A 20,349-nucleotide genomic window follows, 5' to 3' on the forward strand; every position below is an offset into this window, starting at 1 on the left:
GAGGACGGGAGAGAGCATTTTGTGATAGCAGGCGCCCGGGCGGGCTGAGGATATCTCTTTTTAGCCGCCGATATGTCCGCTACCGGCAGCAGAATTATTTACCGCTGTCCGTACCAGGCGCTAAGCCGCCGCATATTAATAAATGATAATGTTCGATGACAGGGCGGCCGAAAGTCCGGCCGCCCGCAGCGGGGTTAGCTAAAGACCACCTGCGCCCAGCGGGCCAGACCGGCGGTGACCGAGCCAAAATCATCGCCACCGGCAACAGGAATGCCCGGCAGATGGGCCGCCAGCGCTTTCTTAATCAGCGGGGAGCGGGCGCTGCCGCCGGTCAGATAGATGACGTCCGGCGTTTCGCTGCTGCTGTCCAGCGCGAGCTGAACCTGCTCCATGATGCGCGCCAGCGGCTGATTCAGCGCGGCTTCCAGACCCTGCTGGCTGATGGCCGTCGCCAGGTCGGCGCTGATAAACGGTAGTCCGGCGGTGACGCTATCCTGCGCGGAGAGGGCAATCTTGCTCTCTTCGGCGCCGCGTACCAGGCGATAGCCGAGGCGCTGGCGCCACACCTTGGTCAGCAGCGCGACCTTCTCGCCATCGCGGGCATCGCGGACTAAATCGTTCAGCAGCCTGCCGTTGGCGCTGCTGTAGAAATCCGTTTGCGCCGGGACGTCGTTAATCGCCACCGCGTTCCACCACGGCAGAACCGGCAGGGCAATCCCTTTTTCGGTTTCGCCGCCCATGCCGAGCAGCGGCATCAGGCATTTAAAGGCGAGCGCGATATCAAGATCGTTCCCGCCGACGCGACAGCCGCTGTGTCCCAGCAGGCTTTGCTGGCGATCGGCCTTCTGACGCCACTCCGGGCCCATCAGCAGCAGCGAACAGTCGGTCGTACCGCCGCCGATATCGACAACCAGCACGCGTTTTTCCGCGCTGAGCGTGGCTTCGAAATCCAGCCCTGCGGCAACCGGCTCAAACTGAAACACCACGTCGCGGAACCCGGCACGCTGCGCCGCGCGTTCGAGGATCCCCTGCGCCTGGGCGTTAGCCTCATCGCCGCCGAGGCCCTGAAAGTTAATCGGCCGCCCGATGACCGCCTGGTCGATGGTTTCCGCCAGCTGGGTTTGCGCCTGCTGCTTAATATGGACCATCATGGCGCAGACCAGATCTTCAAACAGCGCGACCTGCTGCGGCTTCAGGCCGCTGGCCCCGAGGAAGGATTTCGGCGATTTGACGAAGTACACTTCCTCCGGGTCATCGACGTACTGATGCAGGGAGGCAAGGCCAAACTGCACGCTGTTGTCGAGAACCTCGATATCTTCCTCGCGGTTAAAGTTCATCGCGCGGCGCAGCAGCGCCTGATTTTCATCACCGTTGGTCGGGACGCTATGATGCCGGTAGAGCCACTCGCTGACCGCTTCGCGGGTCGGCGCAGAGAGCATTGAAGGCAGCAGCTTGCTGCCGTTTTCCAGCGTTAACAGCTGCGGAGTATTATCGCGCATTACGGCAACCGAACAGTTGGCGGTTCCGTAGTCAAAACCAATAAACATGACCTGAAAATCCCCATGCCAGTGAAGAAGGGGGGCGACTTTAGCGGATTGCTGCCACGGCGACAACTGGAATTTAAAAGCAAGGTACGGCATCCGCGGAGCGGCTATCATTGAGGCAATTCATCGGGAGAAATTATGACGCTATTACCCTGGCACCCGCCCTACGACGGGGAGTGGATACTCGGTTTTCTCGGCGCCCGCGCTGTTCAGGGAATCGAAACCTTTAGCGAAGGGCGCTATACCCGCAGCTTCTCTCTGGCAGGGCACCGCGGGCTGATAACGATCGCGCCGGACGCTATCGCGCAGGGGCTGCGGGTGACGCTATCCGAGGGGCTGCTGCCGGTCGCGGATGAGTGTCTGCGGCGCGTGGCGCGCATGTTTGACCTCGCCTGCGACCCGCAGCAGATTATGCACGCGCTGGGCCCGCTGGCGCTGGCGCGGCCGGGTCTGCGCTTACCCGGCTGCCTCGATGCCTTCGAGCAGGCGGTTCGGGCGGTGCTGGGGCAGCTGGTTAGCGTGGCGATGGCGGCCAGGCTGACGGCGAAGGTGGCGGCAGCCTTCGGCGAGCCGCTGGCCCAGGCGCCGGGATATTTTCTTTTTCCGTCGCCGCAGCGGCTGGCGCAGGCCGATCCGCAGGCGCTGAAGGCGCTGGGTATGCCTCTGCGGCGCGCCGAGGCGCTGGTTCACCTGGCGCAGGCAGCCATCAGCGGCGACCTGCCGCTGGCGGCGCCGCCCGATATCGCTGCAGGGATGAAGCAGCTGCAAACCCTGCCGGGTATTGGCCGCTGGACCGCGAGCTACTTCGCCCTGCGCGGCTGGCAGGCGAAGGATATTTTCCTCGCGGATGATTACCTGATTAAGCAGCGCTTCCCCGACATGACGCCGGCGCGCATCGCTCGCTATGCCAGCCGCTGGCAGCCGTGGCGATCCTATGCGCTGCTGCACATCTGGTACACCGAAGGGTGGAGCCCGGCGGCGGAATAGCCTAACGGGGCGCATAGCGCTGGTATCGCCGCGCTGAAGCCCCTATAATTGCCGCGTTTGACGCTAAAACGTCACCCTTCCTGTACATAAAATCATCCGAGATACGTCAAGGCGACGGGGAAGTGAATCCCCGGAAGCTGGCTAAAGTCAGCGACCGGAGCGCACGACGCAGCTAACGCCGGGCAGTTTGCAGGATGATGTGTATATACATCCAGGTTAATCAGGTCGCAAAAAGTTATGACTGATACGTCTCATCAGTGCGTCATTATAGGTATTGCCGGCGCATCGGCTTCGGGAAAAAGTCTTATTGCCAGCACGCTTTATCGCGAATTACGCGAGCAGGTTGGCGACGAGCATATCGGCGTTATTCCGGAAGACAGCTACTACAAAGATCAAGGTCATTTGTCGATGGAAGAGCGGGTTAAAACGAACTATGACCATCCCAGCTCGATGGACCATAGTCTGCTGTTCCAGCACCTGCAGATGCTGAAAAGCGGCCAGCCGATTGAACTACCGGTTTACAGCTACGTTGAGCACACGCGTATGCCGGAAACGATCCATATCGAGCCGAAGAAAGTGATTATCCTTGAGGGGATTTTACTCCTGACCGACGTGCGTTTACGCAATGAATTAAACTTTTCCATCTTCGTCGATACGCCGCTGGATATCTGCCTGATGCGGCGCATTAAGCGTGATGTTAACGAACGCGGCCGCTCGATGGATTCGGTGATGGCGCAGTATCAGAAAACCGTTCGTCCGATGTTCCTGCAGTTTATTGACCCTTCCAAGCAGTATGCCGACATCATTGTGCCTCGTGGCGGTAAGAACCGCATTGCGATTGATATTCTGAAGGCCAAGATCAGCCAGTTCTTTGAATAACACTAACGAATTGTGTAACGTGCAAAGAGAACCCATATTGCCCTTATCCCCGGAAGGTGTGAGGGCGCGATGCCTTAAAGGAGAAAGCTCATGCGTCTGTGCGACCGAGATATAGAAGCCTGGTTGGATGAGGGCCGGCTATCCATCAGCCCGCGTCCGCCCGTTGAGCGCATTAATGGCGCGACCGTCGATGTCCGTCTGGGCAATAAGTTCCGCACCTTTCGCGGCCACACGGCGCCGTTTATCGACCTGAGCGGGCCGAAGGCGGAAGTGACCGCGGCGCTGGATCGCGTGATGAGCGAAGAGATCGTGCTGCCGGAAGGCGAAGCGTTCTATCTGCATCCGGGCGAGCTGGCGCTGGCGGTAACCTTTGAGTCGGTCACCCTGCCTGCGGATCTGGTGGGCTGGCTGGACGGCCGTTCGTCGCTGGCGCGTCTGGGACTGATGGTCCACGTAACCGCGCACCGTATCGATCCGGGCTGGTCAGGCTGCATCGTGCTTGAGTTCTATAACTCCGGCAAGCTGCCGCTGGCCCTGCGTCCGGGGATGCCGATCGGCGCGCTGAGTTTTGAACCGCTATCCGGCCCGGCGGCCCGTCCTTATAACCGCCGTGAAGACGCCAAATATCGCGACCAGCAGGGCGCGGTGGCGAGTCGAATCGACAAGGATTGATAACGTAAGCGGCTTGCTGAGGGTGCCATGAGACGAATTCTGACGACGCTGATGATCTTACTGGCGGTAGTTGTCGCCGGGCTTACCGCATTGGTATTGCTGGTCAATCCCAATGATTTTCGCGCCTATATGGTGCACAAGGTAGCGGAGCGTAGCGGTTATCAGCTCAAACTCGATGGCCCGCTGCGCTGGCACGTCTGGCCGCAGCTGAGCATTCTCTCCGGGCGCATGACGCTGACGGCGCCCGGGGCTGACGAACCGGTCGTGCGCGCGGACAATATGCGCCTTGACGTGGCTCTGCTGCCGCTGATTTCCCACCAGCTGCAGGTTAAGCAGGTGATGCTCAAGGGCGCGGTTATCCAGCTGACGCCGGAAACTGAAGCGGTGCGCGATCTGAATGCGCCGGTGGTTCCGCATGACAATACGCTGCCGCAGGTGTCGGAAGACAGCGGCTGGTCATATGACGTGCGGCAGCTGAAGGTTGTCGACAGCGTGCTGTTCTTCCAGCATGAAAGCGGCGAGCAGGTGACGGTGCGCGATATCCGTCTGCAGATGGATCAGGATCAAAATCATCACGCGACGCTCGATTTCTCCGGGCGGGTCAATCGCGATCAGCGCGATCTGGCGCTCTCCTTCTCCGCCCAGGTGCAGGGCGGCGATTATCCGCACTCCCTGCAGGCAGAAATTTCTCAGCTTAACTGGCAGCTGCGCGGCGCAGAGCTGCCGGCTAACGGTATCAGCGGTCAGGGCAGCCTGCAGGCCAGCTGGCTTGAGGATCGGAAAATGCTCAGCTTTGATAAGCTGAACCTGACGGCTAACGGCAGCGTGATTTCCGGCAATGCCAGCGTGGTGCTTGGCGAGCAGGCCGACTGGAAGCTTAATCTCCATGCCAGTACGCTTAACCTCGACAGCCTGCTGACGCATACCGATGCCGCCGGCGATAGCTCGGCAAGCCAGCGGGGTCAAAGCCAGCCGCGGCAGATGCGTCCGGTGATTGCCGATAGCGACATTCAGCAAGATTACGATAGCCTGCGCGGCTTCAGCGCGCATATGGCGTTGACCGCGGATCGCCTGCAGTGGCGGGGAATGAATTTTACCCAGGTTAAGAGCGATATCAGCAACCAGCAGGGGCTGGTGACGATTAATCAGCTGCAGGGCGAGCTCGACGGCGGGCTTATCTCTCTGCCCGGCACGCTGGATGCGCGCACGGATACCGCAGAGGCATCGTTCCAGCCAAAACTCGATAATGTCGAGATTGCGACCATTCTCAATGCCTTTAACTACTCGTTGAATCTTACCGGCAAGCTCTCTCTGGCCGGTGATTTTTCCGGCCAGCGCATTGATGCCGACGACTTCCGCCGTAACTGGCAGGGGCAGGCGCATCTGCAAATGAGCGATACCCGCACCGAAGGGCTCAATTTCCAGCAGCTGGTGCAGCAGGCCGTTGCGCGAAGCACCAACGTGCAGGCGCAGGAGAACTACGATAACGCCACCCGCCTCGATTCCATGAGCAGCGACCTGCTGCTGGATAGCGGCGAGGTGACGCTCAAGAGTATGCAGGGGCAGTCCGAGCTGATGGCGCTAAGCGGGCAGGGTAGCCTGAATCTGCTGAAAGAAGATTGCGATATGCGCTTTAACGTCCGCGTGCTTGGCGGCTGGAAAGGCGAGGGCAAGCTAATCGACAAACTCAAACAGACGGCTATTCCGCTGCGAATCTACGGTAAATGGCAGGCGCTGAGCTACAGCCTGCAGGTTGACCAGATTCTGCGTAAACAGCTGCAGGATGAGGCCAGGCAGCGCCTGAACGATTGGGTTGAACGCAATAAGAACAGCCAGGACGGCAAAGACGTGAAGAAGCTGCTCGATAAGCTTTGACCGCGGCAGGGCCTGAAGACGAACCCGGATGGCGCGATGCTTGTCCGGGCTACGCGCCCTGCGCTAACCCGAAGCCCCGGCGAGCGCTGCGCTACCGGGGAAGGTCATCATCCTACACTTCGTAACTCAGCTCATCGTCCTGCACTGGCGGTGGGATAATCTGCACCTTCTGCACCCGGTGGCTTTCGACCTGCAGGGTACGCAGAATGTAATCGCCAATCTTAACCTCTTCTCCGGCTTCAGGCACATGCTGCAGATACTCCATCAGCAGGCCGGCTATGGTGTGATATTCGCGTTTATCATCGAGCGGCAGGGGAACGTACTGCACTAAATCTTCGAGCGGCATATGGCCGTTGACCGTCCAGCTGCCGTCAGGGTCCCGGGTAATATCGTGGCGGGCATCAATCTCTTCCGCCTCATTCGGCAGATTACCGGCAATAGTTTCCATCACGTCGCTGAGCGTCACCAGCCCTTCAACGGAGCCGAATTCATCGACCACGAAGGCAAAGTGGGTACGGGCATGACGAAACTGCTCGAGGGCTGGAAGCAGCGGCAGCGTTTCGGGGAAGACCAGCGGCTGGCGTAGCAGAACGTGCAGGTCGAGCGGCTCGTGGCGCAGCGACTGCTGGAGCAGGTCGATAACGTGCACCACGCCAAGCAGGTCTTCGTCATTTTTCCCGCCGGTAACCACCAGCCGGGTATGCTGGTTTTTCTCCAGCAGCGCGCGGATCTCGGCTTCCGGCGCGCTGAGATCGATATGCTCAATATCATGGCGCGAGGTCATGATGCTGCTGACGGTACGCTGGTTGAGATTAAGCACCCGCTCAATCATCCGGCGCTCCTGAGGGTTGAACAGAGGACCGTCTTCCTGATTGACGATTAGCGCTGAGGTGTCCGTATTCAGCTCGGCGTTTTCCTTATGCCCGCTCAGCAGGCTCATTACCGCTTCCGTGGTTCGCTGGCGCAGCGTCAGATTAGCCGACAGGAAACGACGGCGATTGAACAGCGCCAGCTGGTTTAGCGATTCGATTATCACGGAGAAGCCGATCGCCGCGTACAGATAACCTTTCGGGATTGGGAAGCCAAAACCTTCGGCGATCAGGCTAAAGCCGATCATTAACAGGAAGCTAAGGCACAGGATAACGATAGTCGGGTGGCTGTTAACAAAGCGGGTTAACGCTTTGCTGGCAAGCAGCATCAAGCTCATGGCGATAACCACCGCCGCCATCATCACCGCCAGATGATCCACCATCCCGACCGCGGTAATCACCGAGTCGAGCGAGAAGATGGCATCCAGCACCACAATCTGCGCCACCACGCCCCAGAACCGCGCTCCTTTGCGTTGAACCGGATTATCGCTGTCCTTGCCTTCGAGGCGTTCGTTAAGCTCAACCGTGGCCTTAAACAATAAAAATAATCCGCCAAACAGCATGATCAGGTCGCGGGCGCTGAAGCTGAGATCATGAAAGGTGAACAGCGGTTTTGTCAGGGTGACCAGCCAGGATATCGATGCCAGCAGCAGGAGACGCATCAGCATGGCCAGCAGCAGGCCAATGACGCGAGCGCGGTCGCGCTGGGCAGGGGGAAGTTTTTCGGCAAGAATCGCGATAAACACCAGGTTATCAATCCCGAGCACCAGTTCAATAACGACAAGCGTTACCAGACCGGCCCAGATTGAGGGGTCGGCAATCCATTCCATCATTCGTTAAAACCTTTACAACATAAGCGTGCCATAGGTCGATCATGGATAAGCGACTGCTAAATTGCAACTCGAATTATTCCGTATACGGGCCCTGAGGCCCCGCCGTCGCTGAGGTTTGATACAAATAAAAGTAATCGTGATGAATATTTCACCGGGTAAAATATAAACGGTATGGCTTATATTTATGCGAATTAACTTACTTATAAGCTAGTGAAATCAGGAGCGCAGCCAGGCGGTGGGTTATTGTTACCCTGAACGGCGAAGGCGTTATATCGCAGTCTCTCTGCTGGTTACCGCCAGCACTATCGCATGACGCGCGGTACGAAGAACAGGCGCTATTTTGCCGTATCAGGCGGGTGGGTAGTTTTTCCAACTACCTAATCGCGTGGCTTGTGACATATCCGTTTATATATGAGGATGTTGATAGATTTATATATCAACAGATGGCGTATCGGCTGCTCAGGTATATGGATAATATATTCAAAATATCCAATCTTAACGCTCATTTTGCCTGAGCGCTGAGCGCTGAGCGCTATCTGGCGAGTCGGTTTGCCTGCTGGTGATGATAAATTAGTCATAAATATCAACTTGTTGTAATAGCTATATGTTTATAAATACATAGCTTCGTCTTATGCGTGAGGATGGACAGATAAGTCGGATGGGTCATGATGAGCGCATCTTGCGATCCTACGAAATAAATGGCATAAGAATTTTCTTAAATCGGCCTGTCGGCTGCCATACTTTAAGTGTATTCTCTGGTTAAACGCGTAAATTCAGAATTTGACGGGAAGTCGGGCTGGTCGCAAACATGTATTATCAGGAATAAATGCCGTTGATACATGCGGTCTGACAGGCATAGAAAGATCTATAACTTACGGATGGATATGAGAATGGCGAGTTTGAAAGCGGTTATTCCGGTAGCAGGGTTAGGTATGCATATGTTACCGGCCACCAAGGCGATCCCCAAAGAGATGCTGCCGATCGTCGATAAACCTATGGTTCAGTACATTGTTGACGAAATTGTTGCCGCCGGCATCAAGGAAATCGTGCTGGTTACCCATTCATCCAAGAATGCAGTTGAAAACCATTTTGACACCTCCTACGAGCTGGAAGCGCTGCTTGAACAGCGTGTAAAACGCCAGCTGTTGGCCGAGGTGCAGGCTATTTGCCCGCCGGGCGTCACGATTATGAACGTACGTCAGGGGCAGCAGCTTGGTTTAGGCCACTCTATCCTTTGCGCGCGCCCGCTGGTTGGCGATAACCCGTTTGTGGTCGTGCTGCCGGATATCGTATTAGACGATGCCAGCGCCGATCCGCTGCGCTACAACCTTGCTGCAATGGTTGCCCGCTTTAATGAAACGGGGCGTAGCCAGGTTCTGGCGAAGAGAATGACCGGCGATCTGGCCGAGTATTCGGTTATACAGACCCGTGAACCGCTGGAAACGGAAGGGCAGATTGGCCGCATTATGGAGTTTATCGAGAAGCCGGATGAACCACAGACCCTCGACTCTGACCTGATGGCCGTAGGACGTTACGTTCTGTCCGCCGACGTCTGGAGTGAGCTGGAGCGCACTGAACCGGGCGCCTGGGGCCGCATTCAGTTAACGGATGCTATCGCAGCGCTGGCGAAAAAGCAGTCCGTTGACGCCATGCTGATGACCGGCGAGAGCTACGATTGCGGTAAGAAGATGGGATATATGCAGGCATTCGTTAATTACGGGCTGCGTAACCATAAAGAAGGCAACAAATTCCGCGAGAGCATTAAGAAGCTTCTGGCTTAACGGTGTGACGGCGACAGCCTAAAATATCGGTCTACGGAAGCATAATTATGAGGGTGAGTCCTTCGTTGCTTCTGTAGCCGGTTTGCAATCGCTAAACCTGAAAGGAATGATTATCTACAAAATTAAAAATATCAATGCGTTAGGTTTTTTAGATAAGTGTTTCAATGAATTGTCCCTAAATCCGTGAAGTAGAATACGCTGCACGCGGATAACGGTAAGATGGCGTAATGGTCAGACGAGCAGAATTTAATCTTAATGAAGAGTTACTTACTAAGATTATTCTCAAAACAGAAGCGTGATTCCGGTGGAGACAAAAAAATAAAACTTGACTGAGATCATACTTACGCATTAAACAACGATTATGAATGCATAAAAATGTGAAGTTTATGGATATGCATTCCCACATAAAAACAGTGGAAAAACGCGATGAACAGGAGATATCGTCAAAGGATGAAAAGTAAATGAGCTGGCAATTTGTCTCTTTTTTTGGCGATAGCACCGTGCTGTTACCCAGCGCGGCGGCACTGTTGATTGTTTTGTTTCTGCGCGCACCATCCCGGCAGGTGGCCTATCAGTGGGCACTCTTGTTCGGTATCACTGGCGCTATCGTTAGCGCATCCAAACTGGCCTTTATGGGCTGGGGCATCGGTATCCGAGAGCTCGACTTTACCGGTTTTAGCGGACACACCGCACTATCTGCGGCATTTTGGCCGATTTTCATATGGCTTCTCTGTGCACGAGCTACGGCTGGGATTCGTCGCGCTGCCGTCGTGATTGGTTATGCCCTGGCGGCGCTGGTGGGTTACTCCAGATTAATGATTCATGCCCACTCCACCTCGGAAGTGCTCGCCGGCCTGCTGCTCGGCGCGAGCGGCAGCGCATTATTCCTCCTGCTGCAATCGCGGACATCGCGTGCAGGGAATGTACAGCTTTCGTTGAGTGGGTTACTCAGCGTGATTTTGATCCCCGTGTTGCTGCTTAATACCGGCGTAAAGGCGCCAACTCAGTCTTTACTGGGGGAGATTGCGATGAAGATTGGTCCTCTGGAAAAGCCCTTTACCCGTGCGGATCTGCATAAGCGCTTTTATTAAAAACATGGCGTTGAGCTGGCGGTCATCGCTCAATATCAGAGATAGCGTTAGCATCATGATGATTACAGCTTGATTAAGCGGGTTGAAGCTGATTCATATTCATGAAATAAATAACTGTTACTACATCCTGAGCGATACCCATGATTTTTATAATGCTTGTGAGATGATTCCTAAATAGAACGATAAGATTACCGTCTGATTTTAAATTAAACTTGTCAAGTATAATAACCAAACAAAATCTATTAAATTTTGTAGTTGACCGGGATGCATAACGAAAGAATTGCGTAGAGCGCGTTTTTTATAAATTCTTTTAAAAACAATATGTTACGCGATCGGCTTGATAGTGATAGTGTTAAATTAACAAACTCTATGGCGCGGCTTAATAATCTTATTGCCAGGAGTGCGTTTGCTTTTTGCGTCGGCGGAGAAGGCTTTTAATGAGTGAATAATTTTCATTTGCTCTCCCATTTAACGGCAGAATCTCGTAAACTTGATGGCGCTGAAATTATAGTAAGTGATTAATTATTCGACGGACATGAAGTCGGTCAATTGGCTTAAAAAGGAAGTACAGTGCATTGGTAGCTGTTAAGCCAAGGGCGGTAGCGTTTCCAAATGTACTCGAATCCTTTCAGTATAACCTTCTTTAGACGTTCCAAATTCCTAAAACCTGCCTCAGCAGGTGAATATCCTGACTACCTGGATATACTGAGTCGCTTTCAAAGAGCGCCAGTTGCTGTCTGAAACGACATGTCAGTCAGACCAAACACATAAAAGAATAGTTCCAGATAGCGCTACGCGCTTTTTTTTGCTTGCATTATATGCGATATGAACGATTATCAACCGCTGAGGCGGCAACGTTTCAGCGGCAATCCGCTATATCGCTCCCCGGTGGCCGTTGCTGCAGTATAAGATGTGCATAAACATACTGAAGGCTGGCGTCAGAGTACGCTCTCAACACCTACATTCCCCGCAATCATGCCTGTTTGCTGGTGGGGCTAAAAAATGGATCTTGTATAATGATGAAAATTGCGCGTATAGCACTTGCTCTCGGGCTGCTTACCTCGGTAAGCTCGCAGGTTTTTGCCTCTGGCCTGGTAACCAATGATAATGAGCTGCGAAACGATCTGTCGTGGCTATCCGACCGGGGCGTTATCCAGCTTAGCCTTTCAACCTGGCCCCTGAGTCAGGAAGAGATTACTCGCGCATTGAAAAAGGCAAAGCCCTCCTACTCATCTGAACAGGTTGTTCTGGCGCGTATTAACCAACGCCTCTCTTCTCTGAAAGCTGATTTCCGCGTCAGCGGCTATACCTCGACAGATCGGCCCGGAACGCCGCAGGGCTTTGGCCAAAGCCAGCCCGCGGATAACTCGCTTTCGTTGGCCTTCAATAATAGCGGCGAATGGTGGGACGTTCATCTGCAGGGAAATGTGGAAGGCGGAGAGCGAATCAGCAACGGCTCCCGCTTTAATGCGAATGGCGCCTATGGCGCCGTGAAGTTCTGGAACCAGTGGCTGTCGTTTGGTCAGGTGCAGCAGTGGTGGGGCCCTGGCTACGAAGGCAGCCTGATCCGCGGCGACGCCGCGAGGCCGATGACCGGATTTTTAATGCAGCGTGCCGAGCAGTCCGCACCGGAAACCTGGTGGCTGCGCTGGATTGGCCCATGGCAGTATCAGATCTCTGCCAGCCAGATGGATCAATATGTCGCAGTGCCGCATACCAAGATTATCGGCGGACGATTGACCTTCACGCCATTCCAGTCTCTTGAGCTGGGTGCGTCACGCATTATGCAGTGGGGCGGGGAAGGGCGGCCGCAGTCTTTCAGCAGCTTCTGGGATGGCTTCACCGGGCAGGATAATACCGGTACGGCCAATGAGCCAGGGAACCAGCTGGCAGGATTTGATTTCAAATTAAAGCTTGAGCCTACGCTAGGCTGGCCGGTAAGTCTGTATGGGCAGATGATCGGTGAGGATGAAGCGGGCTACCTGCCGTCGGCAAATATGTTCCTTGGTGGTGTTGAAGGGCATCACGGTTGGGGGAAAGATGCGGTTAACTGGTATATAGAAGCGCACGATACGCGCAGCAATATGAGTCGAACCAACTACAGCTATAACCACCATATCTATAAAGATGGCTACTATCAGCAGGGATACCCGCTGGGGGATGCAATGGGGGGAGACGGGCAGCTGTTTGCTGGCAAAGTCGAACTAGTCACGGAAGACAACCAGCGCTGGAGTACACGTTTAGTCTTCGCTAAGGTAAATCCCGAGAATCAATCAATTAATAAGGCGTTTCCGCACTCAGATACATTGAAAGGCATACAGTTAGGATGGAGCGGGGACGTGTATAAAACAGTACGACTGAATACCTCATTATGGTATACCGACGCAAACCATAGCGATAGCGATGATGTCGGGGCCAGTGCAGGGATTGAAATACCGTTTAGTTTATAGGCTGGCTGCTGCAAATATCGAAGAGAAAGTGATGTTCTCTTCCTAAGCCAGGTAGCAACAAACTGGCAGATGAATAGTAGCTCAGGAATTGGCAAATTTTGGTTTACTGATGATGTGACATTATGAAGAAAAAAATTGTTAGATTTTCGGCATTAGCATTGGCAATTGGATTTTTAGCGGGTTGTACCATTATTCCGGGGCAGGGATTAAATAGCCTGCGCAAGAATGTGGTTGAACTACCGGACAGTGATTACGATCTGGATAAATTGGTTAATGTTTACCCAATGACGCCGGGGTTGATAGATCAGCTTCGGCCCGAAAGTCTGATGGCCCGCCCAAACCCTCAGCTAGATATTCTACTTAAAAGCTACGAATATAGAATTGGTGTGGGTGACGTATTGATGGTTACAGTCTGGGATCACCCGGAGCTGACCACCCCTGCAGGGCAATACCGAAGTGCAAGTGATACCGGCAACTGGGTTAATGCCGACGGCACGATCTTCTATCCGTATATTGGTAAAGTTCAGGTTTCTGGAAAAACACTAAGTCAGGTACGCCAGGAGATCGCAAGTCGTCTGACTACTTATATCGAAAGCCCGCAGGTCGATGTTAGCATTGCGGCGTTTCGATCCCAGAAAGTCTATGTGACAGGTGAAGTCGCAAAATCAGGACAGCAGCCGATAACTAATATTCCATTAACTGTGATGGATGCTATTAATGCCGCAGGTGGTCTTGCACCCGATGCGGACTGGCGAAATGTTGTATTAACGCATAATGGTAGAGATACTAAAGTTTCGTTGTACGCATTAATGCAAAAAGGCGACTTGACTGAGAACCATTTACTTTTCCCTGGAGATATTCTCTTTATACCTCGCAATGACGATCTTAAAGTGTTTGTCATGGGGGAGGTGGGTAAACAAAGCACTATGAAGATGGACCGGAGTGGGATGACTCTAGCGGAAGCATTAGGTAATGCCGAAGGTATGTCGCAAGCATTCAGTGACGCAACAGGTGTATTTGTCATTCGCCAGTTGAAAGGTGATAAGCAGGGTAAAATTGCCAATATTTATCAACTTAATGCACAAGATGCTTCGGCAATGGTACTGGGCACAGAGTTTCAGTTACAACCGTATGATATTGTGTATGTAACAACCGCACCTTTGGTTCGTTGGAACCGCGTAATTTCGCAACTTGTACCAACCATCTCAGGTGTACATGATATGACTGAAACAGCAAAATTCATTAAGGATTGGCCATAAATGTTCGATTCAATTCTTGTCGTCTGTACGGGGAATATATGTCGTTCTCCCATAGGTGAAAGGTATTTGAGAAAATATCTACCAACTAAAAAAATAGACTCGGCTGGAACTGGAGCATTAGTGGATCATTCCGCGGACGCAAGTGCGGAAAAAATAAGTTTGCAAAATGATCTCTCTCTAGCTGGTCACAAAGCTAAACAATTTACATCTGAATTAGCAAGGAAGTATGAGTTAATATTAGTCATGGATAAAACTCATATTGAAGAAATTGGTAAGTTAGCTCCTGAAGCTAGAGGTAAGACAATGCTTTTTGGTCATTGGATGAACCATCGGGAAATCCCTGATCCTTACAGGAAAAGTGACGAAGCATTTGCATCTGTATATCAATTAATCAAACTGGCTGGCGATAGCTGGATTGAAAAATTAAGCTCATAAGATCAGGAATAATTTCATGTCATCGGGAAATAAAAAAACCAATACAAAAGAAGCAGATGAAATAGATTTAGGCCGAATCATCGGTGAGTTAATTGATCATCGTAAGCTTATTATTTCAATAACTGCTTTATTTACTTTATTAGCATTAATCTATGCTATTTTTTCAACCCCAATATATCAAGCTGACGCATTGGTCCAAGTAGAGCAGAAACAGGCTAATGCGATATTAAGTAATTTGAGCCAGATGCTTCCTGATAGTCAACCACAATCCGCTCCGGAGATTGCATTGCTGCAATCCCGTATGATTTTAGGTAAAACTGTGGATGACTTAAATTTACAAATTCGAGTGCAAGAGGATTATTTTCCGCTATTTGGTAGAGGTTGGGCGAGAATCTCTGGGAAAAAAGAGTCAGAAATTAAAGTTTCAAGTCTCTATATACCGAAAAAGGATGGTGATATTCCTGAAGTTAACTTGATTGTTGAGGATGAAAAGCATTATATAATTAAAACTGATGACTTCAAGTTTAAGGGTACTGTGGGAGATTTAGTCGAGGAAAAAGGCATAACGATCAAAGTTGACAGTATATCTGCACAACCCGGAACATCTTTTACTGTCTCATATGTTACTAAGTTAAAAGCAATTTCAGATATTCAAGATCAATTAACAGTTGCTGATCAGGGAAAAGACACTGGAATATTAATATTGTCTTTAATAGGAGATAACCCGAAATTAATCGAAAGCATAATTGATAGCATCAGTAGTAATTATTTGGCTCAAAACATATCTAGACAAGCGGCGCAGGATGAAAAAAGTTTAGAATTTCTGAGCGTACAATTACCTAAAGTTCGAAATGATTTAGATAATGCAGAAGATAAATTAAATCTCTACAGACGTCAAAACGATTCAGTTGATTTATCTCTTGAGGCTAAATCAGTATTAGATCAAATTGTGAATGTCGATAATCAGCTAAATGAATTGACGTTTAGAGAGTCGGAAATATCACAACTTTATACAAAAGAGCACCCAACTTATAAAGCCTTAATGGAGAAAAGGAAAACATTACAAGATGAAAAAGGGAAACTAAATAAGCGTGTGGCTGCTATGCCAGAGACGCAACAGGAAATACTCCGCTTAAGCCGCGATGTTGAGTCCGGGCGAGCTGTATATATGCAATTGCTTAATAGACAGCAAGAATTAAATATTGCTAAATCCAGTGCCATTGGAAATGTTAGGATTATTGACAATGCTGTTACTCAGCCAAAACCAATTAAACCTAAAAAAGCCATTATTGTGCTTCTTGGAATTATAGGCGGTGGGGTTGTTTCAATTGGCTTAGTCTTTTTACAAATTTTCCTAAGAAGAGGAATTGAGTCGCCGGAACAGCTAGAAGAAATAGGGATTAATGTATATGCGAGTATTCCTGTGGCAGAGGCATTCTCTAAACAAGCTATACAAAGTATCAGGGTTAAAAAGAAAGCTAGTAATGAGTATTCTGCTGGATTTTTAGCTGTAGAGAACCCTGCAGACTTGGCAATAGAGGCTATAAGGGGATTGAGAACAAGCCTTCATTTCGCTATGTTAGAATCTCGAAACAATATCCTTATGATATCTGGAGCTAGTCCGAACGCCGGTAAGACATTCGTAAGTACAAACTTAGCAGCTGTAATCGCGCAAACGGGTAAGAAAGTACTATTCATCGATGCTGACTTACGGAAAGGGTATACGCATAAATTATTTAATGTATCTAATGAAAATGGTTTGTCGGGAATACTTTCTGGCACAGTATCTGCCGATAAGGCTGTTAAAAAACTAAAAGAACCTGGGTTTGATTTTATATCTCGAGGTATAGTACCACCAAATCCAGCAGAGTTATTAATGAACTCGAGATTTAATGAGCTTTTAGAGTGGGCAAATAATAATTATGACTTAATTATTATTGATACGCCTCCTATACTTGCAGTTACCGATGCAGCAATAATTGGTAATTACGCAGGAACAACAATGTTAATTGCGAGATTTGAATTAAACACTGCGAAAGAAATTGAAGTAAGTTATAAACGTTTTGAACAAAGCGGCGTCAAAGTTAAAGGATGTATTTTAAATGGAGTAGTAAAAAAAGCTAGCAGTTACTATAGTTACGGATACAATCATTACGGTTATAGCTACACAGATAAAAATTAATTAGAGTTGGGCATATCAAGTTCAATGATATGCCTTTCCTGACATTTTTCCGTTAGGTCAAAATTAAATAGATGTTATGACTATTAACCGTGGAAATAAAGATGAGTGGTAAAAAAGTCGCTAAAAATGCTTTCATGCTATATATACGCATGAGCATAATGCTGCTAGTTAATTTATATATGTCGAGAGTTGTATTAAATACATTGGGTGTTACAGATTTTGGCATATATAATGTGACTGGCGGTGTTGTATTGATGTTTTCTTTTATCAGCAATACAATGGCTAGTGCATCGCAAAGATTTTTTTCATTTGAAATAGGTAAGGGTAATGGTGAGAAACTAAAAGATTTATTCTCTGCAACATTCATTATATATATCGCTTTTGCAATCGTCATCTTTATTCTTGCAGAAACAATTGGATATTGGTTTGTCAGTAATCATTTAAATATACCTAAAGAAAGATATGATGCTGCGAAATTCGTATATCATGCATCTATTTTTACATTTATATTTACTATTATTAGGGTGCCATATATATCTTTTATTATTGCAAAAGAAAGAATGAGTTTTTTTGCTTGGAGTAGTATCGTCGAGGCGTTGCTTAAACTTTGTTTAGCTTTTACTATTGTATATATTTCATTTGATAAATTGGAGTTATATGCATTGTTAATGCTATCTGTTGCTATCATAATAACATTCGCATACTATATTTTTTGTAAGTTTGCATTTATAGAAACAAAGTTAATCTTTGTAAAAGAGAAAAAACTATATTCTGAGTTAACAAGTTATGCTGGGTGGAATTCCTTTACATCTATTGCGAATATCATGGTTGACCAGGGAATAAACATCACTTTAAATATATTCTTCGGTCCTGTAGTTAACGCGGCAAGAAGCATTTCATATCAAATAAAAGCACAAGTAACAACATTCGTCGGAAATGTGCAGATGGCTGCAAACCCTCACATTATTAAATTATATGCGGAGGGGAAGTATAAAGAAATGGAGCATATTGTATTATTGAGTTCTCGTGTTACATACTATTTTATGTTTGCGGTTGCACTTCCATTTTTGCTCGAGACAAAAATTATATTAAAATGGTGGTTAATTGATATCCCTTCTCATACCGTATTGTTTTGTCAGTTAGTAATTATCAATGTTTTAATTGAAACAATTTCAGGTACAGTTACTTCAGCAATTCAAGCCACTGGAAAAATAAGAAAATACCAAACTATAGTTGGTTGCGTTTTGCTAACATCTGTACCACTTGCATACATGCTGTTAAGTTTTGGCTTATCACCTGAAGTTACAGTTATTCTTACTTGTATACTGTCATTAATATGCGTTGTTATCAGATTATTGATTTATAAAGAATTGTTAAAAACAAAAATATCTACATATGTCAAAAAAGTAATTTTTAGTTGTTTGAGTGTATCTATAATTGCCTCAATTATTCCAATATTAGTAAAACAGTATTGGCTTGATAGTCAGGAAGTTATCTCTTTTCTAATTGTTTGCATACTTTGTTTTATATGTACGATAACAACTATTAGCATAATTGGTATAACAAACGAAGAGAGAGCTTTTTTACTTAATAAATTGTCGAAAATCGTTAAAAAAAAAGGTTAAAAAATGAAAGAAGTTAAAGTACATTGGTGTAATATTGAAAACTTTGGTGATGCACTTAATCCTTATTTGATTTCAAAATTATCAGGGTTACCTGTTAGATATAGAAATTACAAAACGCCATCATATTATAAAGAATTAAGGTCACTGACAAAATGCCTATTAACTTTCAAAAAATACGATTTTAATAGAATGTTACCTTATAACAGTCGTGAGAGTGTTGTATTAGGGATCGGTTCATTACTAGATCGTTCACGAAGTAACTTTTCTGTATGGGGAAGTGGCTACATGAATAATTTTGAAAGAGCCGAAGGTGGCACATTGCATGCAGTGAGAGGACGATTTTCGGCAGAAAAGCTTCAAAAAGAAGGTTTTCCATATTGTTCTGTTTGGGGAGATCCTGGCTTACTTTTGCCTAGAGTGTATTGTCCGAAGAGGAAAATACAATTTAAGGTAGGTATAATACCGCATCTTAAAGACTATGATTATTTTAAAAATAAATATGAAAATGACAACCATATTAAAGTTATCAACTTGAAAACAAAAGATATTGAATTTGTTGTTGATGAAATAATTTCTTGCGAATATATACTTTCAACTTCTCTACACGGAGTTATCGTTGCGCACGCATATGATATACCAACATTATGGATTAAACACAATGACATTAATACTGATGGTATAAAATTCTATGATTATTTTGATTCTGTAGGAATTAAGCCTTATGATGGTTTTGAGAACTATGAATCTTTAATAAATGATTATGAATCGGCATTTGAAAAATATGCGAGTATCAGTAAGATCATGACAGATCTTATAAAAATGCAAGATAATTTATTGTCGATTGCTCCGTTTCCAGTGCTCGATAAATTTAAATAATACTTATAGGTTATAGGCATGGTGATTTTTAGAATTATTCGAAAAATAATAGTCTATGCAACTGGACGAAAAGAAGGAACGAAATTATATGACGGCTATGTTCAAATAAAAGGGCAAGAGGCCAATGATTATATTTCTAAAATAATTGAAAGTAAAAAAGCAGCTATGATCTCAAAATTTGGTACTATAGAATTAAATGTATTAGTATCACATTTATGCAACAAGCAAGAGTCGTATAATTTAAAAGATTATCTTGATTACTTTCGAGGTGAAAAGCCAACTCTTTGGTGGAAAATAAAACTTGATTCATTATGCAGTAATGCCGGTTTCTTTCCTAATGATTCTTCATTGTTGGAGCGATTTTATCAAGTTTATCACCAAGGAATTAAAAATATCGATGTGTTAGGTAGTTATATTTATAATGAGAAGTATTTCTCCGAGGAATTAATAAACGCAGTTAAAGTTGATTTGGATGGTTACTACGCGCCTTTTTTATATAACCAGCCATGGACTAAAAATTTAGAAGGTCGTAAAGTTTTAGTAATCCATCCGTTCATTGATGAAATAAAAAGTCAATATGCTAATCGCGAACTTATCTGGGCGGACCCCGATGTGTTGCCTAACTTCGAATTACTGACATACAAGCCCATCGTTTCTATGTTAGATAATAAAACTGAATTTAAGACATGGTTCGAAGCGTTAGATAAAATGCAAAATGACATTAAGCGAATTGATTTCGATGTGGCAATAATAGGTTGTGGAGCCTACGGTTTACCTTTAGCATCATTTATTAAAAATTTAGGTAAACAATCTGTTCATCTTGCTGGATGGACTCAAGTTCTATTCGGAATAAAAGGAAAACGTTGGGATGATTTGCCTCAAATTAGTAAGTTTTATAATGAGTATTGGGTGCGTCCAGGACAGAATGCCAAGATTGATGGATTTTCAAAAGTTGAAAATGGATGCTATTGGTGACCTCTATATTTTTATA

15 protein-coding genes are annotated in these 20,349 nt (G+C 47.7%); 13 read left to right on the top strand and 2 right to left on the bottom strand.

The features are described from left to right. Positions 1-194: 194 nt before the first annotated feature. On the bottom strand, positions 195-1,547 hold the full coding sequence (gene yegD, locus GO007_RS14095) for a molecular chaperone (RefSeq protein WP_095100875.1): 1,353 nt from the start codon (positions 1,545-1,547) through the stop codon (positions 195-197). 135 nt (positions 1,548-1,682) lie between these two features. Here yegD and alkA point away from each other — a divergent pair, with 135 nt between their 5' ends. The 4 genes from alkA (at position 1,683) to asmA (ending at position 5,957) form a co-directional block, all read left to right on the top strand. Beyond that, positions 1,683-2,531, top strand: a complete 849-nt coding sequence (gene alkA, locus GO007_RS14100; protein ID WP_095100877.1) for a DNA-3-methyladenine glycosylase 2 — start codon at positions 1,683-1,685, stop codon at positions 2,529-2,531. 237 nt (positions 2,532-2,768) lie between these two features. Further along, entirely contained in the window at positions 2,769-3,410 is a 642-nt protein-coding gene (gene udk / locus GO007_RS14105) for a uridine kinase (protein WP_041146397.1), read from the top strand. 90 nt (positions 3,411-3,500) lie between these two features. After that, complete coding sequence (gene dcd, locus GO007_RS14110; RefSeq protein WP_045855745.1) at positions 3,501-4,082, top strand: dCTP deaminase; 582 nt, start codon at positions 3,501-3,503, stop codon at positions 4,080-4,082. Positions 4,083-4,109: 27 nt separating this feature from the next. Then, complete coding sequence (gene asmA / locus GO007_RS14115) at positions 4,110-5,957, top strand: outer membrane assembly protein AsmA (RefSeq protein WP_095100879.1); 1,848 nt, start codon at positions 4,110-4,112, stop codon at positions 5,955-5,957. A 112-nt stretch (positions 5,958-6,069) separates the two neighbouring features. Here asmA and GO007_RS14120 read toward each other — a convergent pair whose 3' ends face one another. Next, entirely contained in the window at positions 6,070-7,656 is a 1,587-nt protein-coding gene (locus tag GO007_RS14120) for a TerC family protein (protein WP_095101363.1), read from the bottom strand. 893 nt (positions 7,657-8,549) lie between these two features. On the opposite strand from GO007_RS14120, the gene galF reads away from it, so the two are divergent. The 9 genes from galF to GO007_RS14165 all read left to right on the top strand — a co-directional run bounded on the left by galF (position 8,550) and on the right by GO007_RS14165 (position 20,333). Next, a complete protein-coding gene (gene galF / locus GO007_RS14125; RefSeq protein WP_095100881.1) occupies positions 8,550-9,440 on the top strand; it encodes a UTP--glucose-1-phosphate uridylyltransferase GalF in 891 nt (296 codons plus the stop codon). A 461-nt stretch (positions 9,441-9,901) separates the two neighbouring features. Beyond that, entirely contained in the window at positions 9,902-10,531 is a 630-nt protein-coding gene (locus GO007_RS14130) for a phosphatase PAP2 family protein (protein WP_095100883.1), read from the top strand. Between the two features lie 1,016 nt (positions 10,532-11,547). Beyond that, positions 11,548-12,981 (top strand): capsule assembly Wzi family protein, encoded by a 1,434-nt coding sequence (locus GO007_RS14135; protein ID WP_095100884.1) that lies wholly within the window; start codon positions 11,548-11,550, stop codon positions 12,979-12,981. A 122-nt stretch (positions 12,982-13,103) separates the two neighbouring features. After that, complete coding sequence (locus tag GO007_RS14140; protein WP_095100885.1) at positions 13,104-14,240, top strand: polysaccharide export protein; 1,137 nt, start codon at positions 13,104-13,106, stop codon at positions 14,238-14,240. Then, positions 14,241-14,675, top strand: a complete 435-nt coding sequence (locus tag GO007_RS14145) for an arsenate reductase/protein-tyrosine-phosphatase family protein (RefSeq protein ID WP_095100886.1) — start codon at positions 14,241-14,243, stop codon at positions 14,673-14,675. It abuts the gene before it with no gap. Between the two features lie 16 nt (positions 14,676-14,691). Further along, entirely contained in the window at positions 14,692-16,857 is a 2,166-nt protein-coding gene (locus GO007_RS14150; RefSeq protein WP_095100887.1) for a polysaccharide biosynthesis tyrosine autokinase, read from the top strand. A 101-nt stretch (positions 16,858-16,958) separates the two neighbouring features. Beyond that, on the top strand, positions 16,959-18,482 hold the full coding sequence (locus tag GO007_RS14155; RefSeq protein WP_095100888.1) for a lipopolysaccharide biosynthesis protein: 1,524 nt from the start codon (positions 16,959-16,961) through the stop codon (positions 18,480-18,482). Between the two features lie 3 nt (positions 18,483-18,485). Further along, positions 18,486-19,358 carry a polysaccharide pyruvyl transferase family protein gene (locus GO007_RS14160; RefSeq protein ID WP_095100889.1) on the top strand — a complete coding sequence of 291 codons (873 nt, stop codon included), beginning with the start codon at positions 18,486-18,488 and terminating at the stop codon, positions 19,356-19,358. An 18-nt stretch (positions 19,359-19,376) separates the two neighbouring features. Next, entirely contained in the window at positions 19,377-20,333 is a 957-nt protein-coding gene (locus tag GO007_RS14165; protein ID WP_095100890.1) for a hypothetical protein, read from the top strand. Positions 20,334-20,349 lie beyond the last annotated feature (16 nt).

This window comes from Klebsiella sp. 10-1 (genome assembly GCF_009758445.1).
GTDB lineage: Bacteria > Pseudomonadota > Gammaproteobacteria > Enterobacterales > Enterobacteriaceae > Klebsiella > Klebsiella scottii.